The organism is Actinoallomurus rhizosphaericola (genome assembly GCF_024055675.1).
Lineage (GTDB): Bacteria > Actinomycetota > Actinomycetes > Streptosporangiales > Streptosporangiaceae > Actinoallomurus > Actinoallomurus soli.
The window spans coordinates 88,195-107,299 of sequence record NZ_JAMXMW010000005.1 but is presented as its reverse complement, the minus strand read 5'-3'; the positions used below and the strand labels follow the sequence as shown (position 1 = coordinate 107,299).

Below are 19,105 nucleotides of genomic sequence, written 5' to 3'. Positions count from 1 at the left end.
CCTGAGTCGCCCGTCGGCCCGGTCGCCTGGACTTCCCTCAGATTAAGCCTTTGTGAACGCACGCACAAAGTCGGTGCTCATCCGCGCAGGTCCCGCCCGGCCACCCGGAGCGGGTCGTCACGGGGCCCTCGACCCCCAGCTCAGCCGGGCCTCCGGTGCGTTCGGGCGATCTTCACGAGCCGGCTGGGACCGTCGCCCGGTGTGACGCAGAGAACATTGACACGCTGGTCAGGCGCCGAGGGCCGCGCGCAGGCGTCCCTCGTCGACCCGCCAGAAATCGTGCTGGACGCCGTCGACGAAGGTCACCGGGATCTGCTCCCAGTACAGCCGGGTGTCCTCCTCGGACGCGGTGATGTCCCGCTCCTCCCAGCCGACGCCCAGGTCACCGCACACCCGCGCGATGATCTCGCGGGCGTCGTCGCACAGGTGGCAGCCCGGCTTGCTCAGCAGCAGGACGCGTGAGGTGTCAGCCATGGGGCCAACGTCCGGACGGGTTCGGCTGGTGGGGAGGCCGGCCGTTCGGCGGCGGCTGGATCGGCCGCGGGCCGGTCATGTCGTGCCGCGGGCGGCCCGGGTCCTGGGCGGGCCGCTGGACCGGGCGGGGGCCCGTCACGTCGTGCGGCCGCGGGGCCGCGGGCTGCCGGGAGGGGTCATACGGGGCGCGCTGCGGCTCCTGCGGGCGCTGCGGGTCGTAGGCGGGCCGGTGCGGCTCCTGGGGACGCTGGGCGTCGTACGCGGGACGCTGCGGCTCCTGCGGGCGCTGGGCGTCGTACGCGGGCCGCTGCGAGTCCTGCGGGCGCGACTGGTCGTACGGAGGGCGCTGCGGGTCGTGCGGCGGCCGCTGGGCGTCGGGCGGCGGCGCAACCTTCGCGGCGGTCGCGGTCAGCTCGATGACGTTCGTGCCGGCGACGTGCGAGCGCACCTCGCCCGCGAACCGCTGCACGTGCGGCTGCCGGGTGTGGTTCTCCACCGCCGCGGCGTCGCGGAAGAGCTGGTAGAAGATCCGCTGCAGCGGCGCGCTGTCGACGGAGTGGCAGGCGTAGACGAGGGTGCCCGGCTCGCGCTCGATCACCGCGCGGGTGACCTCGGCGGCCAGCCGGTCGAACGCCTCCTGGTGGCCGTCGTGCAGCGTGTACATCGTGATCCGGCCGTACTGCCCGAGCGGGAACGGAAGCGCCGGGGCCGCGGGCTGCGGCGCGAACGACGGCTGGGAGTGGTACTGCCCGCCGGTCTGGTGGCCCTGGGCGTGCGGCCCCTGCGGCGGCGGGCCGGACGGCCGGCCGAGGGGAGGCTGCCCTGCGTAGTTGGACATCTCGTCGTACGCCTCCGCTTCTTCTTCATCTTCGTCTTCGTCGTCATCGGCCCGCTTCGACAGGATGCGGGAGACGCCGAACCAGATCAGGGCGACGGCGCCGCCGAGCGCCAGCGGCGCCAGGGGGCCGGGCAGGAAACCGCGCGTCGCGGTGACGAGGAGGACTCCCGCGAAGGCGACCATCGCCACGGTGAGCATGATCTCGGTCGCCCGCCGGTCGCGCTTGTTACCGCGGATCGCGGTGACCGCCACGCAGGAGACGAGGGCCACGACCGCGAAGACGTGCGCCCCGTTGATGACCAGCTTGGGCAGCGAGGAGTAGTGCCCCGTCGCCTCCGGCAGGCTCTTGCCGAACGTGCCGATGATCGGGTCGAGCAGGACGATCACCACGGCCACGACGACGTACGACCCGGCGATGAGCCGGGCCGCGAACCGCGCCTGGACCGAGCGCGCGGCCAGCTCGACGACTCCGAGCGCGAGGCTGAAGGGCGCCAGCAGGGCGCCGAACAGCGTGACGCACCGCAGCAGGGCGGGCGAGAAGCCCATCGCGTAGCCCGCGGTCATCGCGCCGAGCGCGAGGCCGAGCGCGGCCAGCGTGAACGTCCACAGGAACAGGTGGATCCGCCGCTCGGGGAACCCGCGCACGCCGAGCAGACCCGCGCACCCGAAGGCGGCGAGGGTCGCCACAAGCGCCACCGCGACGTTCACCATCGGACCAATGGTGCCCGATCTCCGGAGCGGACAGGTAACGGATCCCCCTGTCCGCGCGTGGATTCGCTACGTCCGGGCCGCGCGGATATCAGGCGGGATTCATCATCCGTCACCATTGCACCAGTTACTGGTGAGTATCTAGCATGTTTCGACACACCCGGTGGCCGATCAGCACCGAGGAGTCCCGATGCGCAGCCTCACCCTCGACCCCCCGCCCGTGTCGCCCGCGGGGCCGGCCGCCCTCAAACCGGCCGGCGACCAGGATGAGCTGCGCGAGCTGGTACTCCGCGCCCGTGCCGGCGAGTCCGACGCGTTCGCCGCCCTGTACGACCGCTACGTGGATCTCGTCTACCGCTACGTCTACTACCGGGTCGGCGTCCACCCGCTCGCCGAGGACCTGACCAGCGAGACGTTCCTGCGGGCGCTGCGCCGGATGAGCGTGTTCACCTGGCAGGGCAAGGACTTCGGCGCCTGGCTCGTCACCATCGCCCGCAACCTGATCCTCGACCACTACAAGTCCAGCCGGTACCGCATGGAGGTCTGCACGGCGGAGCCCGGCGAAGGCGACCGCTGGGAGGAGGGCCCCGAGCGCGCCGTCCTGGACGCCTGGACCCACCGGGCGCTGTTCTCGGCGGTCCGCGCCCTCGGATCGGAGCAGCGCGAGTGCGTCGTCCTGCGGTTCCTGCACGGCCTGTCGGTCGCGGAGACCGCCACGGTGATGGGCAAGAACAGCGGGGCGATCAAGGCGCTCCAGCACCGCGCCGTACGCTCCCTCGCACGCGTCGTCCCCCGCGACGTCCGCTGAGGATCCCCGGCGACGTCCGCCGAGGGTCTCCCGCGACATCCGCCGAGGGGTCCGGCGCGGCTGCGGAGGGGACACTGACGCTCCCTCTCGGTTACCGGTGATCGAAAGTGGTTACGCTCGTCTCATGCGGTTCTGGCCAAGGCGTGATGATGCCGATGACGCGGAGCTGGCGGGTGAGGCCGCCGCGGCGGCCGCCGCGGTGGTGGACGCGCCGCCACCGGACCCCGACCCCAGCGCGGCGGCCTTCTTCGACGTGGACAACACGTTGATCCGCGGCGCCTCCATCTACCACTTCGCGCGCGGGCTCGCCTCACGGAAGCTGTTCACCGTTCGCGACCTGGCGCTGTTCGCACTGGGCCAGGCGGCCTTCCGGATGCGCGGCGCGGAGAACGCCGAGCACATCAGCACGGCGCGCGAGGCCGCCCTGGCGTTCGTGGCCGGGCGCAGCGTCAGCGAGCTCGTCAGTCTCTGCGAGGAGATCTATGACGACAAGCTGGCCGACCGGATCTGGCACGGCACCCGCGCCCTCGCGCTCAAGCACCTGGACGCCGGCCAGCAGGTCTGGCTCGTCACCGCCACGCCGGTCGAGCTGGCCCGGATCATCTCCCACCGGCTCGGCCTGACCGGCGCCCTCGGCACCGTCGCGGAGACCGAGAACGGCGTCTACACCGGCCGGCTCGTCGGTCACCTCCTGCACGGCCCGGCCAAGGCCGGCGCCGTCCGCGCCCTCGCCAAGCGCGAGGGTCTGGACCTCGCGCGGTGCTCGGCCTACAGCGACTCCTTCAACGACCTGCCGATGCTCACCACGGTCGGCCATCCGCACGCCGTCAACCCCGACGCCGACCTGCGCGAGCACGCCCGCGAACACGGCTGGCCGGTGCACGACTTCCGCACCGGCCGCAAGGTCACCATGGTCGCGCTGCCGACCGCGGCCGGGGCGGGCGCGCTCGCCGGCGGCGTCGCCGCCGGCGTCGCGCTCCGCCGCCACTACCGCGACCGCTGACCCGCAGAGGACCCACGCATGAGCAACGTAGAGGCGCGCCCCTACTCATCGATGCCGATCGCCTCGATGAGTTGTCGAAGACCTCGGATCCGTGAGGGTGTTTCCCGGCGCCGCATCTCCGTGACGATCTCCCGCGCCATGCCCTGATACGGCAGCCACCCGGGCGCCCGGCGATCGATCCGCAGCAGTGTAGACACGGCGTCCTCGTCGCGCTTGACGGCGTACTGGGCGTGCGCCACCTCGAGTAGATGCCGATTCCACCACGCGGTCGGCAGCGACGCCGAACGCGGAACATCCTCAGCGAGCCGCAACGCCTTATGCGGGTCTCCCAACTCGATCGCGGACCGTACGGCGTGCATCGCGACGTTCGTCGGACCGGACACCGTCCACTGGTCGATGCGGTCCTCACCGATGCGCCGACCGACCGCACCGGCGAGGCTGATCAGGTTGTCGACCATGGGTGCGTCGTCCTTGCGGGAGGCCACCATCACGCCTCGTTGTAGCAGCCCGCACCACACCGATAGCTCCTCCGGCGATGCCGAGGCGAACCGGGCAGGCTCGATCTCGTCTGCGGCCTTGATGGTGACGTCCTGGGCGTCGTCATGGCGGCCCTGACGGCTGTAGACCCACGCCCAGGTGTCAGCAGCACGGGCGACCGTCGCAGGGTCACCGACGTTGTCCGTGGCGGCTTGTAGCCGGTCTGCGGCCACGCACGCTAAATCTTCGGAGCGAACTCCGAGCAGCAGCATGGCTGCAAGTTGGTATGCCTCGGCGAGCAGCCGGTAGGCGTCGTCTCCCGGCTCCTCCTGGGCGCGGATGCGGGCGCCGTCGACGAGGCCAGGCAAGATCCGCGCCAGCATTACGTAGTCACCGCGCTGGTGCAGCCGCCAGGCTTCGTCAGCGCTGAGCCGTATCTCCAGCTCGGTCGGGAGTTCGGCCGGGCCGGAGCGGCCGGACGGAGTGAGCGCCCGACGTATCTCGCTGATCCCTGCCCCTGGATTCCTCGCATCGTTGGCTGTCGGCCCGTCGAGCAACGCCGACACCTGGACGTCGAGCGCTCCGGCGATGGCCTGCAAGCTGGCGAGTCTGGTCTGTCGCCGCTGGTTCTGTTCGAGCTTGCGTACCAGGTCGACACTGACGCCCGCCCGGTCGGCAAGTTCCTGTTGGGTCTGGTGCCGTTGCCGGCGCACTCTCGCTACCCGCTCACCAATGGTCAGCCCGTCACCCATGGATTCAGAGTAGGACGACATGCCCCATCTCGATAGCGACTATGGGTAACGAAGTTAGGACACTCTGTCACTTCTGCTTCCGTGTGAGCGCTCATAGCGTGCTCAGCACCTCGACGCCGCGCACATCAAGGAGTGACAGATGCACTCACAGGACGAGAATCCCTCACCACCGGTCCGCACGAGCAAAAGCTTGGTCGTCGCCGACCGGCCCGCATCCCGCCGGCCCGCATGGTGCGGCCTTCGCGCGCGGCCCGGCGAAGTCGCCCGGGCACGGTCTTTCGCCTCGTCCGAGGTGTTCGGCCTGCCGTTCGACGCCTACGAGATCGGGCTGATCACCAGCGAGCTCGTCACCAACGCGGTCAACGCCGCCCGCGCCCTGGGGGCGTGGCCGGACCGCATGTCACCGATCAGCATCCGAATGATCGCCACCGATCGGTACGTGCACCTGGCCGTAACCGACCCTGACCACCGGCCCCTCGCCGGCGCGGACCGGGGCGGCCGGCTCGCCGAGTACGGCCGCGGACTGTCCATCGTCGACCAGTTGGCCGCCGCGCGCTGGGTGACGTACGACGAGCGATCCAAGACCGTCCACGTCCTGATCGCCGCGACAGGGGTCATCCTGTCGCCCGCCGAGCTGGAGAAGGTCGGGATGCCGACGTGACGCGCAGCTTCCCGGGCGCGCCGGGCCGCCGAGAGAGTCAGCAGCCGGCGTTACAGCGCCGGACCGCACAAGTTCGGCACCCTCTCGGCTGCCCCAGAACGACTCGGCAGGAGAGGACCGGGACCGCCGCCGGGTCCGTGAGAGGGGACGGACCTGGCGGCCACCAGACACCGAATCCTCTGGGCATGGCGCGGATTCCGCCCAGCCGCCACGGTGCGAGTACGGACATTCCCAACCGAGGAAGGAACGCGATGAACCTCGATCTACTCTGGCTGGAGATCACCGGCCGCTGCCAACTCGCCTGTACCCACTGCTACGCCGACAGTAGCCCCCGTGGCACCCACGGCACCATGACCACATCGGAGTGGTACCAGGTCATCGACCAGGCCGCCGAGATCGGCGTCCGCACCATCCAGTTCATCGGCGGCGAGCCCACACTCCACCCCGACTTCGCCCGCCTCATCGAACAGGCAGCTGGCACCGGCCTGAACGTGGAGATCTTCTCCAACCTCGTATCCATCAAAGCGGCCTGGTGGGACCTGTTCACCAGCACGCGCGTGTCTTTGGCCACCAGCTACTATGCTGCGGGCCCGACCGGGCACGAAGCCATCACCCAGCGCCGGGGCAGTCACGCCCGCACCCGCGCGAACATCGCCGAAGCCGTCCGCCGCTCCATCCCCCTCCGTGTCGGCATCATTGACGTTGGCGACGCCCGGCGGGCCGCCGAAGCCGAGGCCGACCTCCGTTCCCTGGGCGTCACCAGCATCGGCACCGACCGGCTCCGCGGCATCGGCCGCAGAGCGCCGGCCGGCATGCTCCCGACCCCTGCAGAGCTGTGCGGTCACTGCGGGAGAGGGCTCGCAGCGATCACGCCGGAAGGCGACGTGCATCCGTGCGTCATGTCACGCTGGATGAGCGCGGGCAACGTCAAAGAGCGGACGCTGGCCGAAATTCTCACCGGTCCGGCGATGCGGGAACTCGTGGAATCGATCGCTGCACCACGGGCAGGGCGGAGAGGTCCTTTCCAGCCCGATCAGCCGCCGAAGCCGTGCGGTCCCGACAAGGCAGGCTGCAGGCCGAAGGTGGACGGCGGCGACTGTCACCCTGCGGAAAAGCCGGCATGCAATCCCGCGTATAAGTGAGGATCGGTCACGTGGACTGGCACTCGCACGCTCAACGGCTCGCCGGCGAAGTCACCGACCCGGTATCGCGCTGGCGCGAGCCGGTCGCCGCCACTCCCCGGCATGTGTTCGTCCCCCGATGGTGGGAGAATCGCGTGCTGCGGAACGGCCCGGACAACGAGGCGGCGTGGTTCGAAGCCGCCTACAGCGACCGCACGCTGGTCACTCGTCTCGGCCCGCTGCATGCCGACGCAGCTGAGCCCGACGACCGTCCGGAAGGGCTGCCGACGTCCTCGGCGACCCTGCCGAGCCTCATGGTGCGGATGTACCGGCATGGCCGCCTGTTCGACGGCGCGGACATCCTCGACGTCGGGACCGGATCCGGGTACGGATGCGCATTGCTGGCGAAGCGGTTCGGGGACGCGCAGGTCACGAGCGTCGACGTCGACCCGTATCTGAGCGAAGCGGCTTCCCAGCGGCTCGCCGCCACCGGTCTGCACCCACGAGTAGAAACCGTGGATGCGACCGGTCCGCTCCCCGGCACTTACGACCGGATCGTCGCGTCGGTGTCAGTCAAGCCGATCCCCGCGGGCTGGATGGCCGCGCTCCGGCCGGGCGGCCGGCTCGTCACGGTCATAGCGGGCACGACCGCGATCCTCACGGCCACCAAGCAGAACGATGGCTGGGCGGAAGGACGTATCGAATGGGACCGCGCCGGGTTCATGGCAGCCCGTTCATGCCCGGACTACCCGCCTGACGCGGGAGAGCTGTTCACCGCGATCGAGTACGCGGACGGCGAGGAGGTGACGACCGGGCGGTATCCGGTGATCCAAGTCGCCGAGGCGTGGGAACTGTCGTCGGTGCTTGAGATCACGGCACCGGGCATCACGCACTACTACGACGAGACAGAGGATGGTACGCGCACGGCATGGATGGTGCACGCTGACAAGTCTTGGGCTCGTGCCACCGCGCACGGCACCGATGCCCCGGTCGTCCACCAGGGCGGCCCTCGCCGACTGTGGGACATCCTCGACGAACTCCGCGACTACTGGCTCAGTCACGGCTACTTCCACTTGTACGGCGCTCAGGCGTTCATCCCCCCGGAAGGGGGCAAGATCCATCTTGCCCGTGGGGACTGGCAAGCGACCATCGTCTGAGCGCGGTATCGCATCGATGTCGCCTGACCACGAACGCCCGAAACGCCCCACCCCACCGGAGCGGGGCGCTCGGACCTGCACGGCCGGTCAGCGGCGGACCATCCGCAGCATGGCCTCGGGGTACCTGGCACCGGACACCGGCAGCTCCAGTTCGGCCAGTTCCGAGTCGGTGAGCCGGATGTCGGCGGCCGCGAGGTTCTCCTCCAGCCGGGCGCGGCGCTTCGTGCCGGGGATCGGCACGACGGCCTCACCCTGGTGCAGCAGCCAGGCGAGGGCGAGCTGGCCCGCCGTCACGCCCTTGCTCGCGGCCATCTCGCGGACGGTCTCGGCGGCCTTGACGTTGGCGTCGTAGTTGGCGCCCTGGAAGCGCGGGTCGGTGCGGCGGTAGTCGTCCTCCGGGTAGTCCTCGGCCCGGCGCACGTCACCGGTGAGGAAGCCGCGGCCGAGCGGGGAGTACGGCACGAGGCCGATGCCCAGTTCCCAGACGGTCGGCAGGATCTCGTCCTCGAGACCCCGCTCCCACAGCGAGTACTCCGACTGCAGGGCCGACACGGGGAAGGTCGCGTGCGCGCGGCGGATCGTCTGCGCGCCGGCCTCGGAGAGGCCGAAGTAGCGGACCTTGCCCTGCTGGACGAGCTCGCCGACGGCGCCGGCGACGTCCTCGATCGGCACGTCGGGGTCCACCCGGTGCTGGTAGAGCAGGTCGACGTGGTCGGTGCCCAGCCGCCGCAGCTGCTGCTCCAGCACCTCCTTGATGTGCTCCGGACGGCTGTTCACTCCCCGGCGCTCGCCGTTCTCGTCCAGATCGAAGCCGAACTTCGTGGCGATGACGGCCTCGTCGCGGCGGCCCCGCAGCGCCCGGCCGAGGAGCTCCTCGTTGGTCCAGGGGCCGTAGACCTCGGCGGTGTCGAAGAAGTCACAGCCGAGCTCCAGCGCCCGGTGGATGGTGGCGATGGACTCGGTGTCGTCGCCCTGACCGTACGCCCAGGTCATGCCCATGCAGCCCAGGCCGAGCGCCGACACTTCGAGTCCCTGTGTGCCCAGTCTTCTCTTCTCCATGGCAACCAGGCTGCCCCTTAGAGCGCGCTCTAAGTCAAATGCGATCAGAAGAAGATCGAGGCCCGGCGGCGGAGCTGGTCGTAGAGCATGTTCTGGATGGTCTCGCGGACCTGGTCGGTCAGGTTGAGCACGGTCATGTGGTCGTCGGCCTGGTCCGGGTCGTACTCGTCCGTCATGATCGGCTCGCCGAACGCGATGATCCACTTGGACGGCAGCGGGACCAGGCCGAACAGGCCGAACATCGGCCACGTCGGCGTGACCGGGAAGTACGGCAGGCCGAAGAGCCGGGCGATCGGCCGCAGGTCGGCGATCTTCGGGTAGATCTCCTCCGCGCCGACGATCGCGGCCGGGATGATCGGCACCTGGGCGCGCAGCGCGGTCGCGACGAACCCGCCCCGGCCGAACCGCTGCAGTTTGTACCGCTGGCTGTACGGCTTGCCGACGCCCTTGAACCCCTCGGGGAACACGCCGACGAGCTCCCGCTTGGCCAGCAGCCGCGCGGCGTCGGCCTGGCAGGCGAGGGTGTGCCCGCTCTTGCGCGCCAGGTGGGCCAGCACCGGGATCTGGTAGACGAGGTCGGCGCCGAGGAGCCGGAGGTTGCGCTTGGCCGGATGGTGGTCGTGCAGCCCCACCTGGAGCATGACGCCGTCCAGCGGGAGGGTGCCGGAGTGGTTGCCGACGACCAGCGCGGGGCCGGTGTCGGGGACGTTCTCCAGCCCGAACATCTCCACGCGGAACCACCGCTCGTACAGCTGACGGGCCAGCGGCATCAGCAGCGTGTCGTTCAGCTCGGGGTCGAAGCCGAACTCGTCGACGTGGTAGTCGCCCTCGATCCGGCGGCGCACGAAGCGCAGCGCCGACGCGACCTTCTGCTCCAGCTCACCGGGTGGTTCGGCGCGGTGTTCGGCCCTGTCGCCGTGGAGTGGGATCACCTCGGCCGCGCGACCCACCACCGCTCTCGCTTCCTCGGACATCAGACTGCGGTCACCTCCTGCTGAAGCCCCCTACCCCGCCGGTGACCAGGTCAAAGATGCCCGCTCGCAGGCTTCGCCCGAGCCCCTGCGAGTCGACGAAGTCGGCGAAGGCCTCTTCGGAGCTGTACTTGGGGCGCCAGGACAGTTCGTTGGTCAGGCGCGTGGTGTCGATGACCCGGCCGTACGTCAGCCAGCGCAGCAGCTCGGGCGAGAAGCCCTTGAGCCCGCCGAACCGGCGGCCGACGTCGCCGAGCGTCTGGACGGCGGGCGACGGGAGCCGCACGATCGGGCGGCCCGCCCGGCGCAGGGCCTGGGAGAGCAGCACGACGCCGTCTCCGGCCGCGTTGAAGCAGCCGGGATGGTCCTCCACGGCCATCCGGCGCAGGATCTCGATCCCGTCGTCCTCGTGGATGAACTGCAGGCGCGGGTCGAACCCCAGCACGGTCGCCACCACCGGCATGTGGAAGTAGCGGCTGAGCGGGTTGTCGACGTTCGGGCCGAGGAAGTTCGCGAAGCGCAGCACGGAGACGAGCAGGTCAGAACGGCGCCGGGCCAGCCCGCGGACGTACCCCTCGACCTCGACCGCGTCCTTGGCGTAGCCGTGCGCCGGCGGCGCCACGGGCTCGTCCAACTCGGTGAACACGGCCGGGTCACGGGCCGACGAGCCGTACACCGCCGCCGACGACCGCACCACCAGCTTGCGCATGGCCGCGGACCGCTGGCAGGCGGCGAGCAGCTGCATCGTGCCGATGACGTTGGCTTCCTTGGTCGCCATCCGCGCGGCCGCGGTCATCGTCACGAGGTTCAGATGCACGACCGTGTCGACGCGCGCCGAATCTATGATCTTGGCGATGCTCGGCGTGCGGATGTCGACCCGGACGAACTCGGTGCGTCCGAGGGTCGCCTCGGGCGGCACGGTGTCCACGCCGATGACCCGCTCGATGCTCGGCTCTGCCTGCAGGGCCTCGGCCACCCGTGCTCCGAGCCACCGGGAAACGCCGGTGACCAGGACCACCCGGCTCGCGCCGGAACCTGATGCTGCGCTCGCGGAGGGACGCGTCGACGGCACCGGTGTCCCCCCATCCGTGGACGGCTGCGTTACTTCTTGTTGCGACGCTGGATGCGCGTCTTCTTCAGCAGCTTACGGTGCTTCTTCTTGGCCATGCGCTTACGACGCTTCTTGATGACAGAGCCCACGGAACCCTCACTCGATGATCAGCAGGAGACGGGCGATCAGCACCCTTGGCGGGCACACAGCCCGGTGCCCAAGGGTACCGCCGCCTCGACGCCGATCGTTCGCGGGCCGCCGCCACGCGCCGTGGAAACCGCCGTGACTCCGGCGGATCGCGCGCGCGTCAGCCCGCTTCGATGTACGCGTCCCGCAGATAGTCGTGGACAGCCTGCTCCGGTACGCGGAACGAACGTCCCACGCGAATCGCCGGTAGTTCTCCCGAGTGAACGAGGCGGTATACGGTCATCTTGGACACCCGCATCACCGCAGCCACCTCGGCCACAGTCAGGAACCTGACCTCGCTCAGAGGTCGCTCGCCTGAGCTCATCGGACGCCCTCTTCCACACGCCGCGCGTCAGACCTTTGGGTGACTTTGATCACGGCCGTGTACTTTCCTCCAGCGTAAATCGTGATTCCCGAGTCGCAAGAGGGGAGTTCAATCAATCAGGCTCGAATGTGTCAAAAGATACACAGTGAGCGCGGTGTAGTGATCCGGGAGCACGTTGTCGTCCAGGGGCACCACCGTATGGACCTTCCCCTCCGCCTCCCCCGCGAACAGGGCCGGGTCATTACAGTCCGCGAAGCCGACCGTGTCGATACCCGCCTGGCCCGCCGCGCCGGCCCAACCATGGTCCGCCATGACCAGATCCGGCCAGGGGCCACCGTCGCCGGAAACTTCTCGCAAAATCGCGCGCATGGGCTCCGCGTCGTGCGTATGGTGCAGCGCCGCGCCCCCGCTCAACGCCGCGACGCCCTCGATGTAGCGGATCACCCGGCGCTCCGCGCCGCGCGGCGTCTCCACCTCGTACGCCCAGCCCGACGCGGGCGTCAGCACCCGGCAGCCCCGCGCCCGCAGCGCCCGGCCCACCGCGAGGTACACCGGGAGCAGGCCGCCCGGATGCCCCGTGGCCAGCAGCACCGTCTCCCGCCGTTCCGCCGCCCGCGCGAGCCGGCCGGCCATGGCCTCCAGCGCGTCGATCGTCCGGTCGGGGTCGATCGTGTCGTCGCCGTACAGGTGCGCCGGGTCAGGGTTGATCCCGCATTTCTTGACCATCAGCGCGAAGATCTGGTCGAACCCCCACTCCTGCTCCAGCTCCAGCCCGAACAGGTAGTACGGCTTGCGCGCCGCCATCCGCCGGTAGTGCAGGAGGTTGCCCTGGCGCGGCGTCGCGACCACCCCGGCGATCAGCGTACGGACCAGGTGCGCGCGCAGCTCGTCGCGCGTCGGGACCGGATGGTCGGCGAGGCTCACGGCATCGGGTCCAGACCGTGCTCCGGGAACACCGCCTGCCGCGTCGCCTGCACGGCCCGGTCCACCGGATCCGCCGGGTCGTAGCCGCTCTCCCACGTTCGCACCTCCGTGTCGGCTCCATCGGTCATGCGCTCGGGCGCCCGCCGCCCCGTGCGGTCGCGTACGAGCTCCCGCCAGGACTCCGGGGTCGGCGTGCCGGGCGGGATCGGCCGCCCCGCCGCCTCGGCGAGCAGGTGGGTCCAGGCACGCGGGACCACGTGGACGAGCTCGTAGCCGCCCCCGCCGGTCAGGACCCAGCGGCCGCCGGCCGTCTCGTGGGCCAGCCGGTGCAGCGCGGCGTACGCGGCGCGCTGCCCGTCGACGCTCAGCGTCAGGTGGGCGAGGGGATCGAGCTCGTGGCTGTCGCAGCCCTGCTGGGTGACCAGGACCTGCGGCCGGAACTGCCGCAGGAGCGGCGGGACCACCGCGTCGAAGGCGCGCAGCCAGTGCCGGTCACCGCTGCCGGGCGGCAGTGCGACGTTGACCGCCGTGCCCCGCGCCCCCGTCTCCTTGGGCAGCCCGGTGCCGGGGAACAGCGTCCGGGGCGTCTCGTGCAGGCTGATCGTGAGGACGCGCGGGTCGTCGTAGAACGCCGCCTGGACGCCGTCGCCGTGGTGCACGTCGACGTCGACGTACGCGACCCGCTCCGCGCCCTGGCCGAGCAGCCAGGCGATCGCGATCGCCGGGTCGTTGTAGACGCAGAACCCCGAGGCCGCGCCGTGCATGGCGTGGTGCAGCCCTCCGGCGATGTTGGCCGCGTGTTCCGCCTCGCCGGTCCACACGGCGCGCGCCGCGGCCACCGAGGCCCCGGCGACGAGCGCGGACGCGTCGTGCATGCCAGAGAAGACCGGGTTGTCGGCCAGGCCCAGGCCCCGCGCGACGTCGAGCCGCTCCCGGCGGACCGCCTCGATGTAGGCCGGGTCGTGGACGAGGGTCAGCAGGTCGTCACCGGCCGGCTCGAATCCCTCGACGGACACGTGCGGCGCGTCGAACACCCCCAGCTCACGGGCGAGCGCCATCGTCAGCTCGACGCGGACGGGGTTCATCGGGTGCTCGGCGCCGAAGTCGTACGTCACCAGCCGGTCGTCCCAGAACACCCGAAACGAGGCACTCACCGCTCGACCTCCCGACCGCGCCCAAAACTCCCACCGGTCACGGTACCTGTACAGTGCACGGCCATGGCGCTCGAGATGCGCGGCGCGTGCGAACGCTGCGACGCCCCCCTGGACCAGAACGGCCTCGCCTACATCTGCAGTTACGAGGACTCCTTCTGCGGGGCCTGCACCCGGTGGCTGTCCCACGTCTGCTCCGTGTGCGGCGGCGAGCTCGTCCGCCGCCCCACCCGCGTCTGACGCGCCGCGGCGGGAAGCCGCAAGCCGACGGTGAGCTTCAGGAGCGGCCGGCGAGGGCGGGCTCGGGTTCGGCGCCGATCGTGCGGGTACGGCCGGCGCCGAGGCCGGGCAGCACGAGGATCACCGACACGGCCAGCAGGATGACCGTCGGAACGCTCCACCCGTGGGTGGCGTCGTGCACCGCGCCGACGGCGAGGGGGCCCAGCGCGGCGATCACGTAGCCCACGCCCTGCGCCATCCCCGACAGCTGCGCCGCCACGTGCGCGTCGGCGGCGCGCAGGCCGATGAACGACAGGGCGGTGGCGAACCCGACGCCCTGCCCGAGCCCGAGCACGATGATCCACAGCCAGACGGAGCCGATCGGGGCCCAGGCGGTGCCCGCGAAGCCGATCAGGCAGAGCACGCCGACCAGGACGACGAGGGGCCGCTGGTCGCGCAGCCGGCGCTCGATCACCGGGACGGCCAGCGCGCCGACGGCCTGCAGGAGGCTGGTGACGCCGAGGGCGTAGCCGGCCGCCGTCTCGCTCAGCCCCCGGTCCTGGCAGAGGGTCGGCAGCCAGCCGGAGACGACGTAGGCCAGCAGCGACTGGATCCCCATGAACGCGGTGACCTGCCAGGCCAGCCCGGACCTCCAGACCTGCCGCGAGCCCGCGGCGGCCGCCACCCCGGCCGCCGCCCTGCGGGCCCGCGGCAGCCAGGCCAGCGCGGCGATGGCCGCGGGGATCGCCAGCAGCGCGAGGGGAAGCCGCCAGGACGACCTGGCGGCGTGCTCGACCGGCACGGCGACGCTGGAGGAGACCGCCGCGCCGACGGTCACGGCGATCGTGTACACCGCCGTGACCGCCATGATCGCCTGGGGATGGTCCCGCTTGATGATCGACGGGACGGCGATGTTGCCGACGCTGATCGCGATCCCGGCGAGGAGCGCCCCACCGAACAGCGCGACCGTGGAGGGCAGCACGCGGACCAGCAGCGCGACGACGAGCACGAGCATGCTGGCGACGAGGAGGCGCTCGCCGCGCGGCGAGCGCCGCAGGAGCGGCAGCACCAGCCCGAACGAGCCGAAGAACACCAGCGGGAGCGTGGTCAGCGCGCCGGCCGCCGCCCCCGACAGGTGCAGGTCGCCTGAGATCTGGCTGAGCAGCGGGCCGACCGCGACGATGGCGGGGCGCAGGTTGAGCGCGACAAGAACGATCAACGCGATTCCGGCGTAGCGCCTCACAGCACATCCTCCAGCGCGCGAAGGGTCGGCTCGACGACCCGGGACGCGGCGCGACCGGCCGCCTCGGCGTCGCCGGCGGCGATCGCCGCCAGCACGGCATGGTGGCGCTCGGGGCCGCCCTCGGCCAGGTCGCGGTCCTCGCGGACGGCGCTCAGCGACTCGCGCAGGCGGTGCCGGAAGAACCGGAACGCCTCGGTCAGCAGCGGGTTCCGCGCGGTCTCGGCGACGGCCAGGTGGAACCGGGAGTCCGCCTCGCCGAAGTCGGCGGGATCCTCGGCCGCGTCGCGGTTCCGCAGGAGCCCTTCGAGGCGCCGCAGGTCCTCGGGCGTACGGCGCAGCGCGGCGAGCTTGGCCGCCTGCACGTCGTAGGCGAGCTGCACCTCGAACACGTCCCGCAGCGACGCCCGCTCGACCCGGCGCAACAGCGGCCGGGGGTCGGCGGCGCTGCGCACGTAGGTGCCGTCGCCGCGCCGGACCTCGAGCACGCCGACGTGGCTCAGGGCGCGGATCGCCTCCCGCACGGCGGGCCGGCTGACGTGCAACCGGGCGCTGAGCTCGTGCTCGCCGGGGATGCGGTCACCGACCGCCCAGGCACCGGAGGCGACCTGGTCGTGCATCTGGTCGAGCACGGCCTCGACGGCGGACTCCCGTCGCACCGGCTGCAGCGACACGCCCGTCTCCCCTCAGTTGCCAGATGTCAGACATCTTTCGCTTGACTCTACATGTTTGTGACGTGAGGAACAGGACATGTGGGGCATCTAACTAACCAGGTGACTCCTGGCCCAGGAGGCGGTTGCCATGACGCACGTCACAGAAGCCGAACTTCCGCCGTACGAGCGGATCCCCAGCTCCCAGAGCCGTGCGCTGGCCGCGGCCATCCGGTTGGGGATCCGCCCCTTCTCCGGCCGCGTCAAGGGCGGCCCGGCCGGGATCCGGCTGTGGCGCACCCTCTTGGGCGCGGGTTCGCACTGCCTGCGCGCCGATCCCCGCGTCCGCGTCGAGCCGTTCAGCGACCCGTGCGTCGACGTGCCGCGGATCCGGCGCCCCGTCCGCGGCGAGTGGCTGCGGCCGCCGGGCGGCGAGGCGGGCCGCGGCGTGGTCCTCTACCTGCACGGCGGGGCGTACGCGATCTGCTCACCGCGCACCCATCGGGTGATCACCACCCGGCTGGCCATGGAGACGGGCATGCCGGTGCTCGTGCCCCGCTACCGGCAGGCGCCGGAACACCCATTCCCGGCGGCGTTCGAGGACGCCCTGGACGCGTACCGCCTGCTGCTGGCGCGCGGCATACCGGCCGAGCGGATCACCCTCGTGGGCGACTCGTCCGGCGGGCACCTCGCCGCCGCCCTGACCGGCGAGGCGTGCCGTACGGACCTGCCGACGCCCGGCAAGGTCGTGCTGTTCTCCCCCTGGATCGACCTGACCGGCGAACTGGCGACGACCTCGGCGATGCTGCGGCGGGACCCGTTCATCGTCCCGGCCGTCGCGACGCGGTTCGGCCGGCTGTACGTGGGAACCGGGGATTGGAACGATCCACGACTGTCCATCCTCAGCTGCGCGAGCGCCGAGCTGCCACCGTTCCTCATTCAGGTCGGCGGGATCGAGGTGCTGCGGGACGAGGCCGAGCGGTTCGCCGAGGTGCTGGCCGAGGCCGGGGCCGACTACGAGCTGCAGGTCTGGCCCGGCCAGATGCACGTGTTCCAGATGTTCAACGGCCTGATCCCGGAGGCCGGCGAGGCGATGCGGGAGGCCGCGCGCTTCATCCGCCGCGACGCCGACCACGGCTCGGTCCCCGAAGCCGCCTGACGCCCGCCGCCCGGCCGTGGGCGGCGGGGTCCTTAAGGCGGACGTCCTTCAGGCGGCCGTCAGTCCGATCGCGCTCTTCGCGGCGGCGAGCGTCGGCGCCGCCAGGGCGCGGGCCTGCTCGGCACCGGTGCGCAGGACCGCCTCCAGCCCGGGCCGGTCGGCGGCGATGACGGCGTACCGCTGCTGCAGCGGTTCGAGCAGCGCGATCACCGCGTCGGCGGTGTCCCGCTTCAGCGCGCCGTACGAGGAGTACGACAGCGCCTCGACCGGCGTGTCCGTGCACGCGGACAGGATGGCCAGCAGGTTGGACACGCCCGGCTTGGCCGCCGGGTCGTACGTCACCTCCGAGCCGGAGTCGGTGACCGCCCGCATGACCTTGCGGCGTACGACGTCGACGGGGTCGAGCAGGTGGATGGTTCCCGGGGAGTCCACCGACTTGCTCATCTTCCGCGACGGGTCGGCCAGGTCCATGACGCGCGCCGCGGTCGCCGGCAGGACCGCGCGGGGCGGCGTGAACACCGGACCGTACTCACGGTTGAACCGGTCGGCCAGGTCACGGGCGAGTTCGAGGTGCTGGGACTGGTCCGCGCCGACCGGGACGTCGGTCGCCTGGTAGAGCAGGATGTCGGCGGCCATCAAGGCCGGGTAGGTGAGCAGCGACAGGCGCACGACCTCATGGCGCGCCGACTTCTCCTTGAACTGGATCATCCGCTGCATCTCGCCGTAGTGCGCGGTGCTCTCCAGCAGGTACGACAGCTCGGTGTGCGCGGCGACCGCGCTCTGCCGGAAGAACACGCAGCGTTCCGGGTCGATGCCGGCCGCGACCGCGAGCCCGGCGAGCTCCAGCGCCCGGTCGTTCAGCAGCGCCGGGTCGTGCGGGCTCGTGAGGGCGTGCAGGTCGGCGATCCCGTACACGTGGTCCGTGCGGGCGGCGTCGGCGGTCAGGCGCTGCGCGGACGGCCGCAGCGCGCCGAGCAGGTTGCCGAGCGTCGGACGGCCGGACGGAGTGAAGAGGCTGAGGACGCGGGCCACGGTGACTCCTTGTGGACAGGGCCACCGCACCGGCGTCACGAGAAACGGCCGCCGAGGCGGCGGCCGTCGAATGGGTACGCGAGGGAGGTCGGCCGCCGTCAGGCGGCCCACCAGCTACTGCTGTGGAGCGATCCTCGCATGCCGATCAGTTTAACCCGGAAACGTCGTACCCGGGTGTGACCATCGCGTCATGGCAGAAACTGTCGCGCTCGCCGTGCGGGGGCCGTTCGACCTGGCGGCGAGCATCCGGTTCCTGGAGGGATTCACGCCGGCGGGCCGGCCGGACGCCGGGCGGCACCGGGGCGCCCTCGCGCTCGCCTTCCCCGCCGCGCCGTCCTGGCGTCCCGTGGGCGTCCGGCTCCGGCAGGAGGGGAGCGCGGTCCGCGCCGAGATCGAGGCCCATCCCGACGACGTTGCGCCGGCCGCCGAGCACGCCCGGCGGATCCTGTCGCTGGACGTCGACGGCACCGGCTTCGCCGCGCTCGACGACCCGCACGTCGTACGGCTCCGGGAGCGGTTCCCGGGGCTGCGGCCGGTGCTGTTCCACTCGCCGTACGAGGCGGCCTGCTGGTCCGTGATCGGGCATCGCATCCGGATCGCCCAGGCGGCCGGCATCAAGCAGCGCATGGCCGAGCGTCTCGGCGACGCCGTCGGCGGGGTGGCGAGTTTCCCCGGCCCGGAGCGGCTGCTGGCCGTCACGGACGTGCCGGGGCTGCCGCCGGTCAAGATCGAGCGCCTGCACGGCATCGCCCGCGCCGCCCTGAACGGCGACCTGGACGCCGGCCGGCTGCGGGCGATGGAGATCGCGCAGGCGCTCGTCGAGCTGCAGCGGATTCCCGGCATCGGGCTGTTCTCCGCCGAGCTGATCCTCATCCGGGGCGCGGGGCACCCCGACGTCTTCCCGGCCTCCGAGCGACGGCTGCATGACGAGATGGCCCACGAGTACGGCCTGCACGACCCCAGCCCGGCACGCCTCGCGGCGATCGCCGAGGCCTGGCGGCCCTACCGGTCGTGGGTCGCGCTGCTGCTGCGCGCCCGGCGCGAGACCGAGACCGCCGAGATCGCCCGCGGCCGCCGCGTCACCCGCTGAGTTCTCCGGCGGTCTGTGCGCGGTGGGTGGGCAGTCGTGTTCCCGGCGC

General features: G+C 71.4%; 21 protein-coding genes. 8 read left to right on the top strand and 13 right to left on the bottom strand.

Annotated elements, in window-relative coordinates; all coding sequences use genetic code 11:
- Positions 1-228 precede the first annotated feature (228 nt).
- Together NE234_RS14005 and NE234_RS14000 are read right to left on the bottom strand one after the other, a co-directional pair.
- Positions 229-474, bottom strand: coding sequence for a glutaredoxin family protein (locus NE234_RS14005; protein ID WP_252779413.1), 246 nt, complete (start codon positions 472-474; stop codon positions 229-231).
- The gene (locus NE234_RS14000) at positions 467-2,023 is read right to left on the bottom strand and encodes a putative quinol monooxygenase (RefSeq protein ID WP_252779412.1); all 1,557 of its coding nucleotides are present in this window, start codon (positions 2,021-2,023) and stop codon (positions 467-469) included. The genes NE234_RS14005 and NE234_RS14000 overlap by 8 nt, the downstream gene beginning before the upstream one ends.
- A 187-nt stretch (positions 2,024-2,210) precedes the next feature.
- Here NE234_RS14000 and NE234_RS13995 point away from each other — a divergent pair, with 187 nt between their 5' ends.
- Together NE234_RS13995 and NE234_RS13990 are read left to right on the top strand one after the other, a co-directional pair.
- Positions 2,211-2,828, top strand: a complete 618-nt coding sequence (locus NE234_RS13995) for a sigma-70 family RNA polymerase sigma factor (RefSeq protein WP_252779411.1) — start codon at positions 2,211-2,213, stop codon at positions 2,826-2,828.
- A gap of 124 nt (positions 2,829-2,952) precedes the next feature.
- The gene (locus tag NE234_RS13990; protein ID WP_252779410.1) at positions 2,953-3,831 is read left to right on the top strand and encodes an HAD family hydrolase; all 879 of its coding nucleotides are present in this window, start codon (positions 2,953-2,955) and stop codon (positions 3,829-3,831) included.
- A gap of 41 nt (positions 3,832-3,872) precedes the next feature.
- On the opposite strand, the gene NE234_RS13985 is transcribed toward NE234_RS13990, so the two are convergent.
- Entirely contained in the window at positions 3,873-5,060 is a 1,188-nt protein-coding gene (locus NE234_RS13985) for a helix-turn-helix domain-containing protein (protein ID WP_252779409.1), read from the bottom strand.
- Positions 5,061-5,199: 139 nt separating this feature from the next.
- On the opposite strand from NE234_RS13985, the gene NE234_RS13980 reads away from it, so the two are divergent.
- From NE234_RS13980 to NE234_RS13970, 3 genes are all read left to right on the top strand, one after another.
- Positions 5,200-5,721, top strand: a complete 522-nt coding sequence (locus tag NE234_RS13980; protein WP_252779408.1) for an ATP-binding protein — start codon at positions 5,200-5,202, stop codon at positions 5,719-5,721.
- Between the two features lie 251 nt (positions 5,722-5,972).
- Positions 5,973-6,863 carry a radical SAM protein gene (locus tag NE234_RS13975; RefSeq protein ID WP_252779407.1) on the top strand — a complete coding sequence of 297 codons (891 nt, stop codon included), beginning with the start codon at positions 5,973-5,975 and terminating at the stop codon, positions 6,861-6,863.
- 11 nt (positions 6,864-6,874) lie between these two features.
- On the top strand, positions 6,875-7,999 hold the full coding sequence (locus NE234_RS13970) for a methyltransferase domain-containing protein (RefSeq protein ID WP_252779406.1): 1,125 nt from the start codon (positions 6,875-6,877) through the stop codon (positions 7,997-7,999).
- Positions 8,000-8,086: 87 nt separating this feature from the next.
- Here the strand turns inward: NE234_RS13970 and NE234_RS13965 are convergent, their stop codons facing one another.
- The 7 genes from NE234_RS13965 to NE234_RS13935 form a co-directional block, all read right to left on the bottom strand.
- A complete protein-coding gene (locus NE234_RS13965; protein ID WP_252779405.1) occupies positions 8,087-9,058 on the bottom strand; it encodes an aldo/keto reductase in 972 nt (323 codons plus the stop codon).
- A gap of 44 nt (positions 9,059-9,102) precedes the next feature.
- Positions 9,103-10,032: a lysophospholipid acyltransferase family protein gene (locus tag NE234_RS13960; RefSeq protein WP_252779404.1), complete on the bottom strand. Its 930-nt coding sequence runs from the start codon at positions 10,030-10,032 to the stop codon at positions 9,103-9,105.
- A 10-nt stretch (positions 10,033-10,042) separates the two neighbouring features.
- Positions 10,043-11,005, bottom strand: coding sequence for an NAD-dependent epimerase/dehydratase family protein (locus tag NE234_RS13955; RefSeq protein WP_252779403.1), 963 nt, complete (start codon positions 11,003-11,005; stop codon positions 10,043-10,045).
- 125 nt (positions 11,006-11,130) lie between these two features.
- On the bottom strand, positions 11,131-11,229 hold the full coding sequence (locus NE234_RS13950) for a 30S ribosomal protein bS22 (protein ID WP_018654693.1): 99 nt from the start codon (positions 11,227-11,229) through the stop codon (positions 11,131-11,133).
- A gap of 158 nt (positions 11,230-11,387) precedes the next feature.
- The gene (locus NE234_RS13945) at positions 11,388-11,591 is read right to left on the bottom strand and encodes a helix-turn-helix domain-containing protein (RefSeq protein WP_187233448.1); all 204 of its coding nucleotides are present in this window, start codon (positions 11,589-11,591) and stop codon (positions 11,388-11,390) included.
- A 108-nt stretch (positions 11,592-11,699) separates the two neighbouring features.
- The gene (locus NE234_RS13940) at positions 11,700-12,515 is read right to left on the bottom strand and encodes a phosphatase (RefSeq protein ID WP_252779402.1); all 816 of its coding nucleotides are present in this window, start codon (positions 12,513-12,515) and stop codon (positions 11,700-11,702) included.
- On the bottom strand, positions 12,512-13,651 hold the full coding sequence (locus NE234_RS13935; RefSeq protein WP_252780972.1) for an acetoin utilization protein AcuC: 1,140 nt from the start codon (positions 13,649-13,651) through the stop codon (positions 12,512-12,514). The genes NE234_RS13940 and NE234_RS13935 overlap by 4 nt, the downstream gene beginning before the upstream one ends.
- A gap of 81 nt (positions 13,652-13,732) precedes the next feature.
- On the opposite strand from NE234_RS13935, the gene NE234_RS13930 reads away from it, so the two are divergent.
- Complete coding sequence (locus NE234_RS13930; protein ID WP_252779401.1) at positions 13,733-13,906, top strand: DUF1272 domain-containing protein; 174 nt, start codon at positions 13,733-13,735, stop codon at positions 13,904-13,906.
- A 37-nt stretch (positions 13,907-13,943) separates the two neighbouring features.
- Here the strand turns inward: NE234_RS13930 and NE234_RS13925 are convergent, their stop codons facing one another.
- Together NE234_RS13925 and NE234_RS13920 are read right to left on the bottom strand one after the other, a co-directional pair.
- Positions 13,944-15,128 carry a CynX/NimT family MFS transporter gene (locus NE234_RS13925; protein ID WP_252779400.1) on the bottom strand — a complete coding sequence of 395 codons (1,185 nt, stop codon included), beginning with the start codon at positions 15,126-15,128 and terminating at the stop codon, positions 13,944-13,946.
- Positions 15,125-15,799, bottom strand: a complete 675-nt coding sequence (locus tag NE234_RS13920; RefSeq protein ID WP_252779399.1) for a FadR/GntR family transcriptional regulator — start codon at positions 15,797-15,799, stop codon at positions 15,125-15,127. The genes NE234_RS13925 and NE234_RS13920 overlap by 4 nt, the downstream gene beginning before the upstream one ends.
- Positions 15,800-15,926: 127 nt before the next feature.
- On the opposite strand from NE234_RS13920, the gene NE234_RS13915 reads away from it, so the two are divergent.
- A complete protein-coding gene (locus NE234_RS13915; RefSeq protein WP_252779398.1) occupies positions 15,927-16,934 on the top strand; it encodes an alpha/beta hydrolase in 1,008 nt (335 codons plus the stop codon).
- Positions 16,935-16,982: 48 nt separating this feature from the next.
- Here the strand turns inward: NE234_RS13915 and trpS are convergent, their stop codons facing one another.
- Entirely contained in the window at positions 16,983-17,966 is a 984-nt protein-coding gene (trpS, locus tag NE234_RS13910) for a tryptophan--tRNA ligase (protein ID WP_252779397.1), read from the bottom strand.
- Between the two features lie 190 nt (positions 17,967-18,156).
- On the opposite strand from trpS, the gene NE234_RS13905 reads away from it, so the two are divergent.
- Positions 18,157-19,056: a DNA-3-methyladenine glycosylase family protein gene (locus NE234_RS13905; protein WP_252779396.1), complete on the top strand. Its 900-nt coding sequence runs from the start codon at positions 18,157-18,159 to the stop codon at positions 19,054-19,056.
- Positions 19,057-19,105 lie beyond the last annotated feature (49 nt).

Bases quoted from the DNA above. Each gene is read 5' to 3' on its own strand.
- NE234_RS14005 (WP_252779413.1), bottom strand. From the start codon at position 474: ATGGCTGACACCTCACGCGTCCTGCTGCTGAGCAAGCCGGGCTGCCAC.
- NE234_RS14000 (WP_252779412.1), bottom strand. From the start codon at position 2,023: ATGGTGAACGTCGCGGTGGCGCTTGTGGCGACCCTCGCCGCCTTCGGG.
- NE234_RS13995 (WP_252779411.1), top strand. From the start codon at position 2,211: ATGCGCAGCCTCACCCTCGACCCCCCGCCCGTGTCGCCCGCGGGGCCG.
- NE234_RS13990 (WP_252779410.1), top strand. From the start codon at position 2,953: ATGCGGTTCTGGCCAAGGCGTGATGATGCCGATGACGCGGAGCTGGCG.
- NE234_RS13985 (WP_252779409.1), bottom strand. From the start codon at position 5,060: ATGGGTGACGGGCTGACCATTGGTGAGCGGGTAGCGAGAGTGCGCCGG.
- NE234_RS13980 (WP_252779408.1), top strand. From the start codon at position 5,200: ATGCACTCACAGGACGAGAATCCCTCACCACCGGTCCGCACGAGCAAA.
- NE234_RS13975 (WP_252779407.1), top strand. From the start codon at position 5,973: ATGAACCTCGATCTACTCTGGCTGGAGATCACCGGCCGCTGCCAACTC.
- NE234_RS13965 (WP_252779405.1), bottom strand. From the start codon at position 9,058: ATGGAGAAGAGAAGACTGGGCACACAGGGACTCGAAGTGTCGGCGCTC.
- NE234_RS13960 (WP_252779404.1), bottom strand. From the start codon at position 10,032: ATGTCCGAGGAAGCGAGAGCGGTGGTGGGTCGCGCGGCCGAGGTGATC.
- NE234_RS13945 (WP_187233448.1), bottom strand. From the start codon at position 11,591: ATGAGCTCAGGCGAGCGACCTCTGAGCGAGGTCAGGTTCCTGACTGTG.
- NE234_RS13930 (WP_252779401.1), top strand. From the start codon at position 13,733: ATGGCGCTCGAGATGCGCGGCGCGTGCGAACGCTGCGACGCCCCCCTG.
- NE234_RS13915 (WP_252779398.1), top strand. From the start codon at position 15,927: ATGACGCACGTCACAGAAGCCGAACTTCCGCCGTACGAGCGGATCCCC.
- NE234_RS13905 (WP_252779396.1), top strand. From the start codon at position 18,157: ATGGCAGAAACTGTCGCGCTCGCCGTGCGGGGGCCGTTCGACCTGGCG.